Source organism: Bartonella sp. MR63HLJHH, assembly GCF_042194155.1.
Taxonomy (GTDB): Bacteria; Pseudomonadota; Alphaproteobacteria; order Rhizobiales; family Rhizobiaceae; genus Bartonella; species Bartonella grahamii.
This window is the reverse complement of record NZ_JBHIMN010000005.1, coordinates 25344-41185: the sequence shown is the minus strand read 5'-3', so window position 1 is coordinate 41185 and position 15842 is coordinate 25344. Positions and strand designations below refer to the sequence as shown.

Sequence of the window (15842 nt, the reverse complement as noted above, 5' to 3'; positions counted from 1 at the left end):
CTCCAGCTAGTGGAACTGAAACTGTAAAGAGTTTAAGTATTAGAAATGCAGGTGCACAAGAAGTTGTAGATGTATCAGAAGGTGTTGGTTTTAAACAGAAATGGGCTGGTGCTACGCGAGTACGTATTGGTTTTGCTGCTGCTGACCGCATTATGCCTTATGTTGCTGGAGGTGTTGCCTATACACAGCTAGAGGCTGCTCATGGAGAAGTGAAGGTAGGTGATAAAACTTTTGTTTCAGGTTCATCTGATGAAACAGCAACAATGGTTGGTTTCACTATTGGTGGCGGTCTTGATTTTGCTGTGACTGATAATGTCCTGTTGCGTGCAGAATACCGTTACTCGGACTATGGTAAAAAGAAATTTTTTGCAAAAGAAAAAGAATATAATTTCAGAACCAATGACTTCCGTGTTGGTGTAGCTTACAAATTCTAATTTCGTCAACAACGAAATAAGCTTCCAAGAGGCTCTGTCAAAGACAGGGCCTCTATTATTTTCTGTTGTTATATTCCCATATTTATTGGGGGATGAAAAGATATTATTCAGATTTCTTTAAAAAGATTTTCATAAACAACAAGCAATAATTACGCGCTAAATCAATGACTTATACGTACTTGTAACTTACAATTTCTTGCAAAAAGTGAAGTTATGAAATGACTTTATCTTGCGTCATCTTTCGTTTCTTATGATTGTATCATTTTACTACAGCGTTTCTTTCTCTAATCATATAGCACCCTGCTCATAAATAAATGAGGAGAAAAGTTTACGAATATAAAATCTTTAGTCACAATTTCTATTATCGCTATCAGCAGCTTCTGCAGCACAAGCTGCTGATATTATCGTTCCTCGTGAAACAGCCCCAGCAGTTGTTATCACAGCCCCTTCATTTTCTTGGACAGATTTTTATTTCGGTGGTCAAGTTGGCAACTTTTCAAGTCAAAATTGATGTATTTGATTTAGAGACAAAAGAAAAAACTTCAGATAAAGATGGACTACCTAAGCCTTGAGGTTTCATAGGTGGTATTTATTTAGGTTCCAACATAGAACTTGGAAATGTCCTCAATTCTAGGTGTTGAAACCGATGCAGTCTGGATAGACCGAGGAGAAACGAAGACGGTCTCAAAGATTCTTGCGATTGATGAATTTAATGATTTTAATGATGAATTTGAAGATGCTGGTGTTGCATTGGTGTTGTTGTATTGGATGAAAATAAAAAGTTTCAAAAAGGTGACACAGCAGTGTATCGTATTGGTTTCAAAGAAAAATAGTCTGGTGCAACATGGGTTTGTGTTGGTTTTTCCGTCGCTGACCGCATTATGCCTTATGTTGCCAATGGTATTGCCTATGCGTAAATACAAGGTGTCGATAAAGTTTCAGAAACAAAAAAGTCGGCAAATGGTAAATCAAGTAAAGAAGTTTCTGCTACGATATTTGATAAAACAAAAACGATGGTGGGTTTCACCCTTGGTGGTGGTATAGATTTCGCTATGACAAATCATATTCTGCTTCGTGCAGAATACTGTTACTCAGACTTTGGTAAGAAGGAATTTAAAAAGGGTTACCCTAAACTAGGCTACAAAACCAATGACTTTCATGTAGGTGTAGCTTACAAGTTCTAATTTCATCAAAAGTGCGATTATGAATAAAAAGTATTAATAAAAAATTAAAATTTCAAGAGATCTTGACTTTGACAAAACTGCTGTTTTCTGGGCTTTTATTTGTATGACTGTGACATTTTTACTACAGCTTTTCTATCTATAATCTTGTAAGGTCATTTTATAGTTAATTTAGGAGCAAAATTATGAATACAAAATATTTAATAGCAACTTCTGTTGCCGCTTTAATTTCAGCTTCTGCAGCACAAGCTGCTGATGTGATGATCCCTCATGAAGTCGCACCAGCAGTTATCGCAGCAGCACCTTCATTTTCTTGGACGGGTTTTTATCTTGGTGGTCAAGTTGGCAACTTTTCGAGTAAAACTAAAGTAACTATTCCAGGAGCAGATAAAGAGCTTTTCAAAAAAGATAACACACCTAGTCCTTCTGGTTTCATGGGTGGTATTTATGCCGGATCTAACGTAGACCTCGGAAATGGTCTCATTCTCGGTGTTGAAACCGATGCAGTTTGGGCAGACCGTGAAGAATCAAAAAAAGCCCGTGAATTGACGCTTACTGAAAAAGATGCAGCAAATTTTAATGATGCCCTTGAAAAAGCTAAGGTTGAATTAAAAGATCAGCAACAGTTTGAAAACGGTGACAAGGTAACAGAAACGCACAGTTACAAAGAAAAATGGTCTGGTGCGACACGCGTCCGTATCGGTTTTGCTGCTGTTGACCGGATTATGCCTTATGTTGCTGGTGGTATTGCCTATGCGCAGGTACAGGGCATTCAATCCGTTGCAGGAAAAGGAGAGAGAGCTAAAGTTGAGCAGAAAGCTGACGGGGATGAAAATGTGCCAGCTAAGCAAAGCATAGATTTGACTGGTGGTACTTGGGCTGATGACACGAAGACAATGCTTGGTTTCACTATTGGTGGTGGAGTTGACTTTGCAATGACAGACAACGTTCTTTTACGTGCAGAATACCGTTACTCCGATTTTGGTAAAAAGAAGTTTGCAAACGATACACGTGAATTCAATTACAAAACCAATGACTTCCGTGTAGGTGTTGCTTACAAATTCTAATTTCGTAAAAATGAAATTAGAAGCATAAAAAATACTAAGGCCTCGTTTAACGGGGCCTTTATTTTATTAGCTCTCTATTCTATATCTCTTAATCCCTTCTATTTTTATTTGTATCATTTTGTGCTATAAGACTTTAAAGAAAAAAGTTTTATATTATAGAGGGCGAATTGGTGGTATATATGGATTTTATAGCTACTGATTACATAAAATCTTATATCACGGCTATCATTTTACGCCTAAGAGAAAAGTATTCAATTAATCTCAGAAATAGGAAAAGATCATAACCAGTGACTAACTTTATTCTGCATATGCCAGATTAGAGCGAGCATATTGCGTATATCTGTTGGAGTAAGCTTTGGGAAATACAGTCTCATTGGGGAAGAATATGAAGATGTAAAGATAGAAACCAGTTTCCAACTTTACCATCTTCTTTTAATTTAGCTTTACGATTTTCAAAAGTATTTAGGGCATTGTCTTACGTTTTTGTTTATTGCATTCTTTTTATGGGATCACACTCCTTATGCAAAACAGAACGCCCCAAACGGAATACACTTGTTGTTGTGTCTTCACACATTTGTTTTAAAGAAATATTTTTCAAACTACATCAAGCCCACTTCATGTCAGTATCCGTGAGTGATATAAGACGGTAAAACCTCCCAATGAAATAATATAAAATCTATAGAGCACCACTATCGTTACACGCTTAATAAAAAGAGCAAGCTAGCATCATCATACAACTTTGCTAGCCACCAATGTTGTGGACAGACCTTGGCTGTTAAAAGCGTTCATAAGAGGCATTTAAAATTCTTTTAATTTTTTTATCCACAGACTGTTTCCGCTATCGAGAGACATGGTTTTGATTAATACAACATGAAACAGGTTTTAAATGATAGAATCCTAAAGTATTAGTTTTTTATTCAACATGAAAACAATAAATTATCCTTATAAATCAAACTGATGCGTCATGATGAAGACGTTTATGCAAAGAACCTAAAAGTTTTTTTGCGAGTGTTTGAATAAGTCCTTTGTTTTTCTTAATTTTAGATACAAAATATTATTGCTAAAGCACCAAAAATAGATCATGCTGATAAATAGATGAAACTTTGATGGCGCTTGGTTTTTAAAAAGGCAACATTTGATTTCACTGTTTGCACAGGCATTGATTTTGCAATAACAGATGATAGTTTATTGCATGCATAATACTGTTATTCAAATTTCGGTAAAAAGAAATTTATAAAGAATATTGCCATTAACAGTTATGCGAAAATTTAATGAAAATGAATCCAACTTTAAGACACATAATTCTAGTGTGATTTAGTTTATAAATTCTCATTGAATGCAAAATTGAAAGTTAAAGAAGCCTTATTTTCAAAAAATCTTTATTTTTTTGTGAGTGTGTCATTTTTGCTACAGATCTTTCAAAAAAGATGCTCTATATACATCTCATTTTGGATATTTGGAGAGATTTTATGAATACAAAACGTTTAATAACAGCATCTATTTTTTCTTTAATTTCAGCGTCTACAGCGCTAGCTGCTGATGTTATGATTCCTCATCAACCAGCACCATCGACATCTTCTACCATTGTTGCGCCTACTTTTTCATGGACAGGTCTTTATTTAGGTGTCCAAGCTGGTGGTTTTTCGAGCAAATCTGATATGGCTCTTGTTGATCAAGAAAAGAATTTGCCATTAGATAAAGAGTTCTCTCCTAAACTTTCAGGTTTTGTAGGTGGTTTTTATGCAGGTTCTAATATTGATCTCGGTGATAACTTTATTTTTGGTGTCGATACGGATTTAATGATATCTGGTAAAAAGCACACAAAGACAATTACCATAGGTGCGGCTGATAACACTACAGTAGAAAATGCAGTCATAAGATCCCGCAGATCCGCAAACCCACAAACGCTTCCAGCCCCAAAAGCACTACCATCAACAGGAACACAAACACAAAAAACCGCCTCAGGAACATCCGCAGTAACAAACCCTGGGTCAAGAGCATCTGCCTCAGAAGCATCAACAGGAACACTCAAATCAACAGCAACATCACCATCAACGCCAAGTGTACAAACACAAAAAGCTTCTTCAAAAAAAACTGTCCCAGCAAAACCTGCACCAACAGGATCCTCCTCAGTAGGATCTGCACCAGCAGGATCCACAGTAACAAGATCTGCCACACCTGAAGTAGGAGCTTCAAAAACACAGCTAAAATCACCACAGGTAGGAACACAATCAGAAGCAACAAAAACAGCGCAATCGACAACAACGGGTAGTGTTAGTTTAAAACAACCAGCTGCGACATCTGAATCAGTACCTAGCTCAGGGACGAGATCAGCTTTAGGAGATCAGTCATCAGGCGTAAGGGCAAGTGAATCAAAAGCGTCTGAAAAACCAGTTGCTATAAAACCTGCATCTTCTACCTCATCAACAGGAACAGACGCAAGCCAGACCACAGCAAAAGCAGCTACATCGGTACAATCAGCATCGCAATCATCAGCAGCAGAAAAAACGGTATCGAGCGGAGGGAGACTTGTACTCGCGAGATCAGGTTCAACCTCTGAGTCAGAAAAAGATTCCAATGGAACAAGCGGAGCCCAAAACGGAGGTCATCATGGTGCCCATGGTAGCGGAAATGCTAATCCGCATGGTGCATCTCATGGAGGTGGGCATGGCTCTGGCGCTCATGCGCATGGTGCTAGTTCACATGCTTCTCGTTCTCATGGTGGACAGAATATGGCTGGACACGGTGCACAAAGTACACAAGCGGTGGATAAGAACAATTCCAGTGCATATGGTATAGAACAAATGAAAAAGCTGGCTTCTGAACTTGGTCTTGATCAAGAGGATGAAGTTGAAACTTTAAATCATACTTTCAAACAAAATTGGGGTGGTGCTACACGGGTACGTATTGGTTTTGCTGCTGATCGCTTTATGCCTTATCTTGCTGGCGGTATTGCTTATGGGCAGTTCCAAGACACTGTATCAATATCCGTTAAGGATGAGGATGGAAGAGTCGTTTCTTCTAAGAACTTAGCTGATGAAACAAAAACCATGATTGGTTACACACTTGGTGGTGGCGTTGATTTCTCGCTTCTGGATAATGTGATTGTACGTGCAGAATATCGTTACTCTGATTTTGGTAAAAAGAAATTTGCAAAGGAAAAACTTGAAGTTAACTACAAAACCAATGATTTCCGTGTTGGTGTAGCTTATAAATTCTAATTTTTAAAAGAGTAAATTTCTAAAAGGCTCCACTATTAGTGGAGCCTTTATTTTTTAAAAGATCACTTTTTGGTTTCTTTTCTTGTGAATTTCATGATAAAGCCCATAGAGTGTGATGATATATTTTCCTGATCGCTGCTTAATACGAATGATAAGCTCGGCTTTCCCTATAGATAAAAACCAGAGTTGCAGGGTTCAGGGAAGTTATGCAAAAATGAAACCGTAAAAGTGGACAGGGATATTTCACAATGACTGTGAAAAATGAAACAATAGATTATTCAAAAACTCTTTATCTCCCACAGACAAATTTTCCTATGCGTGCAGGGCTTCCGCAAAAAGAGCTTGAATTGATGGCGCGTTGGGAAAATATGGGGCTTTATGCGCAATTGCGCCAACAAGCAAAAGATCGTCCATTTTATATTCTTCATGATGGTCCACCTTATGCAAATGGTCATATTCATATCGGGCATGCTTTAAACAAAGTTCTAAAGGATGTGGTTGTTCGTTCATTCCAAATGCGCGGTTTTAATGCAAATTATGTACCTGGTTGGGATTGCCATGGGCTTCCAATTGAATGGAAAATTGAAGAAAAATATCGAGCACAAGGAAAAAATAAGGATGAGGTACCTCTTCACGAGTTTCGTCAAGAATGCCGTGAATTTGCACAGCATTGGGTAACCGTTCAAAGTGAAGAATTTAAACGCCTTGGTGTCGTGGGAGATTTTAACACGCCTTATACTACAATGGCTTTTCATGCAGAAGCACGCATTGCCAGTGAATTGATAAAATTTGCTATGTCAGATCAGATTTATCGTGGTTCCAAGCCGGTGATGTGGTCTGTTGTGGAGCGTACGGCTTTGGCAGAGGCTGAGATTGAATATCATGATCATGAATCAGAGGTGCTTTGGGTTAAGTTTCCTGTTTTTAAAGCAAATTCTGATGATTTATATGGTGCTTATGTCGTCATTTGGACAACAACACCGTGGACAATTCCTGCTAACCGTGCAGTGAGTTATTCTTCGCAGATTTCTTATGGTATTTACGAAGTTGAAAGTACTGAAAATGATTTTGGTCCTCAAGCTGGGGAAAAACTTCTCTTTGCTGATGCGTTAGCTATGAGTTGTGCAGAAAAAGCCAAACTTGTTTTGAAGCGTTTGCGTGTTATTTCTGCTGAAGAATTGAAAGCTCTTGTTCTTTCTCATCCACTCAAAGGTTTGGCTGGGGGGTATAACTTTAAAATTCCATTGTTTGATGGTTCGCACGTAACAGAGAGTGCTGGTACAGGTTTTGTTCATACAGCGCCAAGCCATGGGCGTGAGGACTTTGAAATTTGGAATGATTATAAGTCCTTACTGGAGCAAACGGGGATTGATTCATCTATACCGTTTCCTGTTGATGATGCAGGGTTCTATACGAAAGATGTTCCAGGTTTGGGACCAGATCGTGAAGGAGGACCTGCACGTATTATAGATGATAATGGAAAAATGGGTGATGCTAATAAAGAGGTCATTAACGCTTTAATTAAAGCAGATCGATTGTTTGCACGGGGGCGTTTAAAGCATTCCTATCCCCATAGTTGGCGTTCAAAAAAACCCGTTATTTTTCGCAATACACCGCAATGGTTTATTTCAATGGATAAAGATTTTGGGGATGGTTCAACTTTACGTAGTCGGGCTTTGGAAGCTGTTTCAAAAACGCGTTTTGTGCCGTCTTCTGGGCAAAACCGCCTAGCTTCTATGATAGAAGATCGTCCTGATTGGGTTCTTTCTCGTCAGCGTTCTTGGGGTGTTCCTATTTGTATTTTTGCGAATGAGGATGGTGTTATTCTAAAAGATGAAGGTGTGAACGAGCGTATTTTACGGGCTTTTGAAGCAGAAGGGGCAGATGCATGGTTTGCTGAAGGAGCACGTGAACGTTTTTTAGGTGAGCGTGCACATGAGCCTTGGGTACAGGTTTATGATATTTTGGATGTTTGGTTTGATTCTGGAGCAAGCCATAGCTTTGTGTTAGAAGATCGGGCTGATTTGAAATGGCCTGCTGATGTTTATTTTGAAGGTTCAGATCAACATCGCGGATGGTTCCAATCTTCTCTTTTGGAAAGCTGTGGTACGCGTGCTTGCTCTCCCTATAAGGCAGTGATCACACATGGTTTTACTTTGGATGAGAATGGTAAGAAAATGTCTAAATCTTTAGGCAATACGGTTGTTCCACAAGAGATCATTAAAACATCTGGAGCTGATATTTTTCGTCTCTGGGTTATGACAACTGATTATTGGGAAGATCAGCGTTTAGGCAAAAAAATCCTTCAAACAAATGTGGATTCATATCGTAAACTACGCAATGCAATTCGTTGGATGCTTGGAACTTTAGCGTATGATGATGGAGAAGAAATATCTTATGGCGCACTGCCGGATCTTGAAAAATTTATATTGCATAGGCTTTTTGAACTTGATCAGTTGATTAATCGCGCTTACGATGAATTTGATTTTAAAAAGATTATGCGTGCATTATTGGATTTTTCAATCATTGAGTTATCGGCATTTTATTTTGATATCCGCAAGGATTCTCTTTATTGTGATGCGCCTTCATCAAAAAAACGCAAGTCTTCCTTGCAGGTTGTCCGTGAGATTTTTGAGCGTATGGTAACATGGCTTGCTCCAATGTTGCCTTTTACTATGGAGGAAGCTTGGTTAGAGCGTTACCCAGAAAGCCAATCGGTGCATTTAGAACAATTTCGCTCTGTACCAGAAGAATGGCAAAATCAATCTTTGTCTGAGCGTTGGAAAAAAATTCGGCAGGTCCGTAAAGTTGTTACAGGTGCTTTAGAGCTTGAACGCGTTGATAAGCGTATTGGATCCTCGTTAGAAGCCGCTCCTGTTGTTTTTATTTCCAATCCGGCTTTACGAGAAGCATTAGAAAATGTGGATATGGCGGAGATCTGTATTACCAGTGAACTCACAATTACGCAGGATACAATACCTTCCGATGCTTTTACTTTGAATGATGTTGAAGGTGTTGGTGTATATCCAGAGAAGGCATTAGGAAAAAAATGTGCTCGATCATGGCGTTATACACAAGATGTTGGGAGTGATCCTGCTTATCCGGATGTATCTGCTCGTGATGCAGCTGCTTTGCGGGAATTGCAGATTCTTGGCAAGATTTAAAATTTTAGATCAAAGGAAAGAAATGCAAGTAAATTTCTCATATTGATGAATATAGTTTTTTGTGGTACGAGAAAAATTCCGTTGTTTTATCTGCAGGGGGGAAATTTGTGTATGGAACGTTCTCTCATAAATAACGGGAATGTTAATTAGCCATATACTTAGGAAATGGAATAGGCAGTGAGAAAACGTGAAATAAAAATATTTCCAATAGGAATTTTAGGGATGTGCTTTGTTTTAACGGGATGCAATTTATCAGCTCCTACCTATGGTACCGATAAACCAGTTTCGATACAGTTTTTTGAAGATGTTGCTAATATTACTTCATTAACACCAACAAATAACAGTAGCCAGATTGTTATGAAACCTCATCCAAAACTTGTAATACCAAGCCCTAGTTCGCGCGGATTTTTACCGATTCCACAACAAGATAGATCTGTCAATGAAATAGCAGCATCGAAGAAGCATCAAGGAAATAAGTCTTTTCCTCACAAAGGATCGTCAATTAATGGCGCTGGTTCAGAAAACCCTTCACAGTTGAATGCGAAGCAACGACAGGAATATTTACGTCGTCAGAGAGCACAAGTTGGAAGTTCAAAATACCGTCGCTATCTCACTGAACCACCTTTAAGTTATCGCCAACCGGCAAAAACCGCACCTATTGGTCGATAGGGAAAAGACAAAATATTTAAAGTAAAGAATTTTTCTAATTACTTATTATACCAAGCTCTCATTCTCGCGCAGTTATAATGCTGTTGTAGGAGGGGTGTTATTCTCATGAAATAGCAATATGACAACAGCATCGAGAGAGTCCTTATGCGTTTCCTAACACGAAACATTTCTCAAGCTCATTTTACAACATCGCTCATGTGGATAGTATAACGTAAAATCTATTGTGCTCCAATATCTTTATGCTTAGGAAGGAGAAAACTGATACTATCATTTTATTTTCCAAACTCCAATGTTGCGACAATTCTTGCATTTGAGAGCCTTCATAAGAGACATTTTTAGTCTTTTCTAAAACGTTCTTTATCCAGAAGATAATCCCGCTTATGATGTGCAAGAAAGTAACTTTTATTGCTTCAATGTAATTTGAAATGAGAGTATATCTACGATATTTTGGACTTTATATTTTATATACAAAATAATGAATTATTCTTATGAGTGAATGTATTATCTAATAGAAGCAATATTCAGCATTAAAAAAGAGAAAAAATGCTTCGAAATGGCTTTTGCTATATATATCAGAGGAATTAATAGTCTTTTTTTGAGAAATAGGATAGTTTTTAAAGAGTGAAAGTTATGGAAGAAGAATTGTTTTTAGTATCGCTTTTGTATAAAAAAATCTTTAAGTAATTGAGCAGCTTCTTTTTCTTTAAAACCAGAATAAATCTCAGGTTTGTGATGGCAGGTTGGTTGCTGATAAAAACGTGGACCATTTTCTATAGCTCCCCCTTTGGGATCATTTGTTGCGTAATAGAGACGTCGTATGCGTGCAAATGAAATGGCAGCAGCACACATAGCACAAGGCTCAAGTGTTACATAAAGGTCGCAATCAGGAAGCCTTTCGCTTTGCAATGTTTCGCAAGCCATACGGATTGCGCGCATTTCTGCGTGTCCTGTAGGGTCATATGCAGATTTTATAAAGTTACCAGCGCGTGCAATGATAGCTTTTCCACGTGTAATGACAGCGCCTACGGGAACTTCATCTTTTTTTGCAGCCCATTGCGCTTCTAAAAGGGCTATTTCCATGGGCGTCAAAGTCATCATATTCTTTCTACTGAAGGTATAGAAAATCTAAAGGTTATCTCGATAAGAAATGTGATGGAATGAATAATTTATTACGCTTTTATAATGAAAGGAATACCTCTATTTTTTAAAGTGTTTAAAACAAACGTGCAAGTCAACAAATACATTATTGTCGTTAAAGGATAGAAAATGATAAATGATTATGCTACTTCCTCTTTCAGGATAAGCGGTATGGTGCATGTGAATAATTTTCTGAACATACTGGCAAAGATTGGTTTGAAACGCAAATGAATGAAAATAATGAGAGTGAACGAATTGCTAAAAGGTTAGCGCGTGCTGGTGTTGCTTCGCGTCGAGATGCAGAAATGATGATTGTTGCAGGTCGCATTTCTGTAAATGGTACGGTCGTGACAACGCCTGCTTTTAATGTTAGCCGCTCTGATGTTATTAAAGTTGATGGCAAACCTTTACCTCCTATAGAACGAACGCGTTTATGGCTTTACCATAAGCCAGCAGGCCTTGTCACCACGAACCGTGATCCTGAAGGCAGACCTACAGTATTTAGTAATTTACCAAAAGGAATGCCGCGTGTTCTTTCTGTTGGAAGGCTTGACATTAACACGGAAGGGCTTTTGCTTTTAACTAATGATGGTGGCTTAGCGCGTGTATTAGAGCTTCCTGTAACAGGATGGGTCCGCAAATATCGCGTCCGTGCTCATGGAAGAGTAAAGAAGAGCGCGCTGGATAACCTTAAAAATGGTATTGCGATTAATGGCATTTTTTATGGTTCGATTGAAGCATCAATTGAACGTGAACAAGGATCTAATATATGGCTTTCTGTCGCTTTGCGTGAAGGAAAAAATCGTGAAATAAAGAATGTTTTAGGGGCGTTGGGATTATCAGTTAATCGATTAATACGTGTATCTTATGGTCCATTTCATCTCTCTGATTTAGAAGAAGGAGCCGTGCAAGAGTTAAAAGGGCGGATGTTACGAGATCAGTTGGGGGAGCGTTTGATTATGCAAGCTAATGCAGATTTTGATGCTCCTATTCTTAAGCCATTTTCAAATTCTGCAGTTGTTGCAGAAAAGCAAAGCCAAAAAGATCTTTCTGTTGCAAATGATGGTTGGGTTTTCTCAAGTGAAAGGGCGATACGGCGCCGACCAAGAGATGATTCTGTTGAACATAGTCGTGCACGATTAAGTACAAAGTCTCATGAGAATGTAAAGAAGGAGAAAAGTGAGGAAGGAAAAGCAGAGCGTTTTCTACCGCGTTCTCGCCGTGCTAATGTTTGGATGGCTCCTGGTGCACGTCCGCAGAGTACACGTAGAAAGCCTTCCTATAGTGAGGAGAAATCGCATGACCATAAGAGCGATTTGGATGGTAGAAAATCCTTTCATCGAGGCAAGGAAAAACTAAAAGAAAGTCCGTTACACAAAGAGAAGAGGGGAAGTTTTGTTCAAAAACGTGGCAAAACATCTTATGACGAGACGCATCCCTCTGGTAAGAAAGATCGCTTTTTCAAGGATAAAGAGAAAATGATAAAAAGTGGACATGAGGAGCATTCTTTTGAGAGAAAGAAAAAGGTAAAATCGTTTGGTGGTGCTATGAAAAAATCTAAACCACATAGGGATGGTGCAAAAACTTCGAAGCGATTTGGAGGTTCACGTGCGGATCATAGGCGGTAAATTTGCTGGGCGTGTTTTGTTTTCGCCTGTTAATCAGTCGATTCGCCCAACGAGTGATCGTACACGTGAAAGCCTTTTTAATATTCTTTCTAGCCGTGAAGAACAATTTTGGACCAATAAACGTATTCTTGATCTTTTTGCTGGTACTGGTGCTTTAGGCATCGAAGCACTTTCACGTGGAGCAAAGGCGGCTGTTTTTGTTGAAAACTCGGTTGAGGGGCGTGGGTTGCTTCAAAAAAATATAGAAGCCTTTGAATTACAGTCGATAGGACGGATTTTGCGTCGTGATGCGACAAAACTTGGCAATATTGGCACAATGCTTCCATTTGATGTTATCTGCGCTGATCCTCCCTATAGCCGTTGTTTAGGTGAACGTGCTTTCGTAGAAGCTTTGCGAGGAGGGTGGGCAAAAGCTGATACACTCTTCATACTTGAAGAAAAGAAAGATACAATGATTCATTTACCTGATGTCTTTTATCTAGACGATGAGCGTTTTTATGGTGAGACAGCAATACGTCTCTATAAATTACGATCGCTTACATTTTGAGAAAGTTCTTGTTTTTATCCGGTAGGATGAAAAAATGCTTCTTTACAGTTTTCTTCATTTTATATGGTTTTTAAAAGGTTAAACAGAAAATAAATAAAAGATTCTAATGTTAAAGGAATTGATGAATTTTGATTTCATTATGTTTTTTGTCTGAATCTCTCATTTTTTGAAGTTTTTCATAGCCCCAAGAGCGAGTCTTTTACAATATACGCCCTTTAATATAGAGGGGCCATCTGTTCTTCTGTCTAGCCAAAAATTGCTTTGAGGTGTAATGCTATTGGACCTAAATTAGCAGTATGTATTGCTGCTAATTTTTGTAAGTTATATGCTGATTTGTTAATTTCATCTACATTAAAAGTGTAACACATTGTCAAAGCTTTAGTGTATTATTAGCTTTACTACCGATGAATGTTTTTTCTCCAATAGGATATATATTTCACGACAACAGTTATAATACCTTTTTGTCTAATTTCTTTCGGCTGCACATTAATCATCAACATCTCATTAGCAGCTGAAAGCTTTCAACTATGCAGTCTGCATTTATATCCTAAATAGTGTGTAACTTTTATCTTTATTATTGTATGAACTTAAAACAGATATTTTCTATTTAAGGTAGACAATAGTGTTCATTTATACTGAACATTTGTGTGTTTATTTATTAATATCGCTTGTTGAGTTAATCATTATATATTAAGTAAATCTGAAAGTATTAAGTGTGTTATCGTTATTACATTTTTAAGAATAATTTTTATATTATTCTTTAGCAATAAAGCTAAATGATTTCTAAAACAGGGAAGATTATCATGTTTAAATGGATATATAGCGAAGAAATTAACACAGAAGCGAGTGCTGAGCAAATTTGGGCTATATGGGAAGATGTGTCATCATGGCCTTGCTGGGATAGTGAACTTGAGTGGGTAGAACTTTCTGGTCCTTTCAAAGAAGGGGCTACAGGACGCATGAAACCTAAAAAGGGACCTACAGTAACTTTTACACTTGATAAAGTTATAAAAAATGTTTTCTTTTCTGATTATGCTAAACTGCCTCTTACTCACATGAGTTTTGATCATGAATATATTTGTTCAAAAAAATCTCATTCTTCAAATAACAAAATTCGCCATACTGTAACCATGTCTGGTTTACTTTCTCCTTTCTTTGGAATGGTTATTGGGTCAAAAATTAAGTTACACCTTCGTGATGCAATGATTGAAATGAGCAGACGTGCTCTTATTGAAAACAAAATCATCTCGTAAGGGGGTGCATTTATAAAGAAGTTAATACCTTTACAAAGGCGCAGAAATCTTAGCCTTGTTAGAATGAAATCAGTTATGAGTATATAGCAAATCGATGAGGTATGATTTGTTTTTTCATTAGTCGTTGAAATCGAGTCAAATCATCTGAGAAAATTAATTTTGCACCAAAGATCTTATAAGAGTCATTGAATTTTATTCAATATATAAAAGCTTATGAGGTGCGCATTTTTACTGAAAATAAAGAAAGTTGTAGAAGCTTCTGCTCTTGTGAATCTGTAGGTCAATATTGTCATGATATTTGCCAGTTTCTAGTATTGCGATAGTTTTTGATTTGAGAGCCTTGATAAAAGGCATTTTGACTTCTTCTTAAATAGTTTTTATCAACATTACCTCTATTCATGATGTGAGAGCGAATAGTTGTGATTTCCTCAACATAAATAAGTTTAAAATGGAGAAAATTTAATGATATTTGATTCTTTTATGCAAATTACAAAACGATCAATTATAATTATAAATCAAAGTGTTTTTTTTGATTAAAAGATGATGACTTTCTAAAGAGTACAGCTTTAAAAGGCTCTAAAGGATAAATAAGCTCACTCTTAATTTCCGTAAAATTAATTTCGTATCATTGTATATATTTGGTTTAAATGTTTAAAAAAGCGATTTTTTAAAATGCATACAGATATCCTAGTTTCTGCAAATACTTTTGTATCTGTTAAAACAATTATGAGCGATAAACTTGTCAAAATTAATTGGAAGAATACGCTTATTGCAGATTGAATTGAAAGATAGATACAACGTTGAGTTTCATATAAAAGTTTTATTGATTATCGTTTTATGACAATATTACACTTCTTTATTTTTTAATGGAGGGGAAAGAGGAAAGAGTATAGTTCTTAAATCAAAATCTATCCAGTATCTTAGAATTTTTGTTTCAGGAAAAAGAAGTCTGTCAAATTATGCCTGTTTAATAACAAAATAACCGATTAAGGATGACGCATGAAAAAATGAGATGCTCTCGATTAGACGCATTAGAAACGAGAGAGAATGTTATGATTATAACTTATTTCTGATAAATATAAAAAATGAGTTCTTTGTGATACCACGTCCATGAGGGTAAAGAAGTTTATGACTGCTCATTTTGTTGAAACCATAATGAAAGGAAAAATTTTTTATTCCGTTTATGTTTTTTGTTTACAAGATTGCCATCTTATTATGAGAGAGTTTATAGAAGCAAAGAAGTATACACAAATATAAGGCATTTTCTTGATTCTTGCTTGGAAATTAAAGAATGCTATAGGAATAAAGGAAGTTGTTTGACTATCCAGAGGACATAAGGTTTGTGACTTAAGTCGTTTTATGCTTTTCGAATTTTTGAGGATTTTGACTTAAATTCAAGTGTTATTGCTAGGTCGTTTGTTGATTGCCAAGTTTTCGGTTGATTTGATTATCAGTACAGATTGGGTTATCTAAAATGATAAGGGGCAATGAGAAATCTTGAAACTAAAGAAATTTTACGACATATTGCGTCTTTTCATAAA

The 15842-nt window shown here is 37.0% G+C and carries 11 protein-coding genes; 10 read left to right on the top strand and 1 reads right to left on the bottom strand.

Features of this window, described 5'->3' with window-relative positions; translation table 11 throughout:
- From ACFIKQ_RS04415 to ACFIKQ_RS04385, 7 genes are all read left to right on the top strand, one after another.
- On the top strand, positions 1-434 hold a 434-nt coding region (locus ACFIKQ_RS04415; protein WP_375652652.1), incomplete at its 5' end, for an outer membrane protein.
- Positions 435-1052: 618 nt separating this feature from the next.
- Complete coding sequence (locus ACFIKQ_RS04410) at positions 1053-1478, top strand: hypothetical protein (protein WP_375652654.1); 426 nt, start codon at positions 1053-1055, stop codon at positions 1476-1478.
- Entirely contained in the window at positions 1448-1618 is a 171-nt protein-coding gene (locus ACFIKQ_RS04405; protein ID WP_375635957.1) for an outer membrane protein, read from the top strand. Before ACFIKQ_RS04410 ends, ACFIKQ_RS04405 begins: the two co-directional genes overlap by 31 nt.
- A 182-nt stretch (positions 1619-1800) precedes the next feature.
- The gene (locus tag ACFIKQ_RS04400) at positions 1801-2682 is read left to right on the top strand and encodes an outer membrane protein (RefSeq protein ID WP_375647121.1); all 882 of its coding nucleotides are present in this window, start codon (positions 1801-1803) and stop codon (positions 2680-2682) included.
- Between the two features lie 1469 nt (positions 2683-4151).
- On the top strand, positions 4152-5903 hold the full coding sequence (locus ACFIKQ_RS04395; protein ID WP_375656048.1) for a porin: 1752 nt from the start codon (positions 4152-4154) through the stop codon (positions 5901-5903).
- Between the two features lie 248 nt (positions 5904-6151).
- Positions 6152-9067: an isoleucine--tRNA ligase gene (ileS, locus tag ACFIKQ_RS04390; RefSeq protein ID WP_375635954.1), complete on the top strand. Its 2916-nt coding sequence runs from the start codon at positions 6152-6154 to the stop codon at positions 9065-9067.
- Positions 9068-9244: 177 nt separating this feature from the next.
- On the top strand, positions 9245-9736 hold the full coding sequence (locus ACFIKQ_RS04385) for a hypothetical protein (protein ID WP_375644617.1): 492 nt from the start codon (positions 9245-9247) through the stop codon (positions 9734-9736).
- A gap of 648 nt (positions 9737-10384) precedes the next feature.
- On the opposite strand, the gene ACFIKQ_RS04380 is transcribed toward ACFIKQ_RS04385, so the two are convergent.
- Positions 10385-10831 (bottom strand): nucleoside deaminase, encoded by a 447-nt coding sequence (locus ACFIKQ_RS04380; RefSeq protein ID WP_375636040.1) that lies wholly within the window; start codon positions 10829-10831, stop codon positions 10385-10387.
- Between the two features lie 269 nt (positions 10832-11100).
- Between ACFIKQ_RS04380 and ACFIKQ_RS04375 the strand changes: the two genes are divergently transcribed.
- From ACFIKQ_RS04375 to ACFIKQ_RS04365, 3 genes are all read left to right on the top strand, one after another.
- Complete coding sequence (locus ACFIKQ_RS04375) at positions 11101-12501, top strand: pseudouridine synthase (protein WP_375656047.1); 1401 nt, start codon at positions 11101-11103, stop codon at positions 12499-12501.
- Positions 12482-13048: a 16S rRNA (guanine(966)-N(2))-methyltransferase RsmD gene (rsmD, locus tag ACFIKQ_RS04370; protein ID WP_273787828.1), complete on the top strand. Its 567-nt coding sequence runs from the start codon at positions 12482-12484 to the stop codon at positions 13046-13048. The genes ACFIKQ_RS04375 and rsmD overlap by 20 nt, the downstream gene beginning before the upstream one ends.
- Before the next feature lie 803 nt (positions 13049-13851).
- The gene (locus tag ACFIKQ_RS04365; RefSeq protein ID WP_375656046.1) at positions 13852-14301 is read left to right on the top strand and encodes a hypothetical protein; all 450 of its coding nucleotides are present in this window, start codon (positions 13852-13854) and stop codon (positions 14299-14301) included.
- The last annotated feature ends 1541 nt before the right edge of the window (positions 14302-15842 follow it).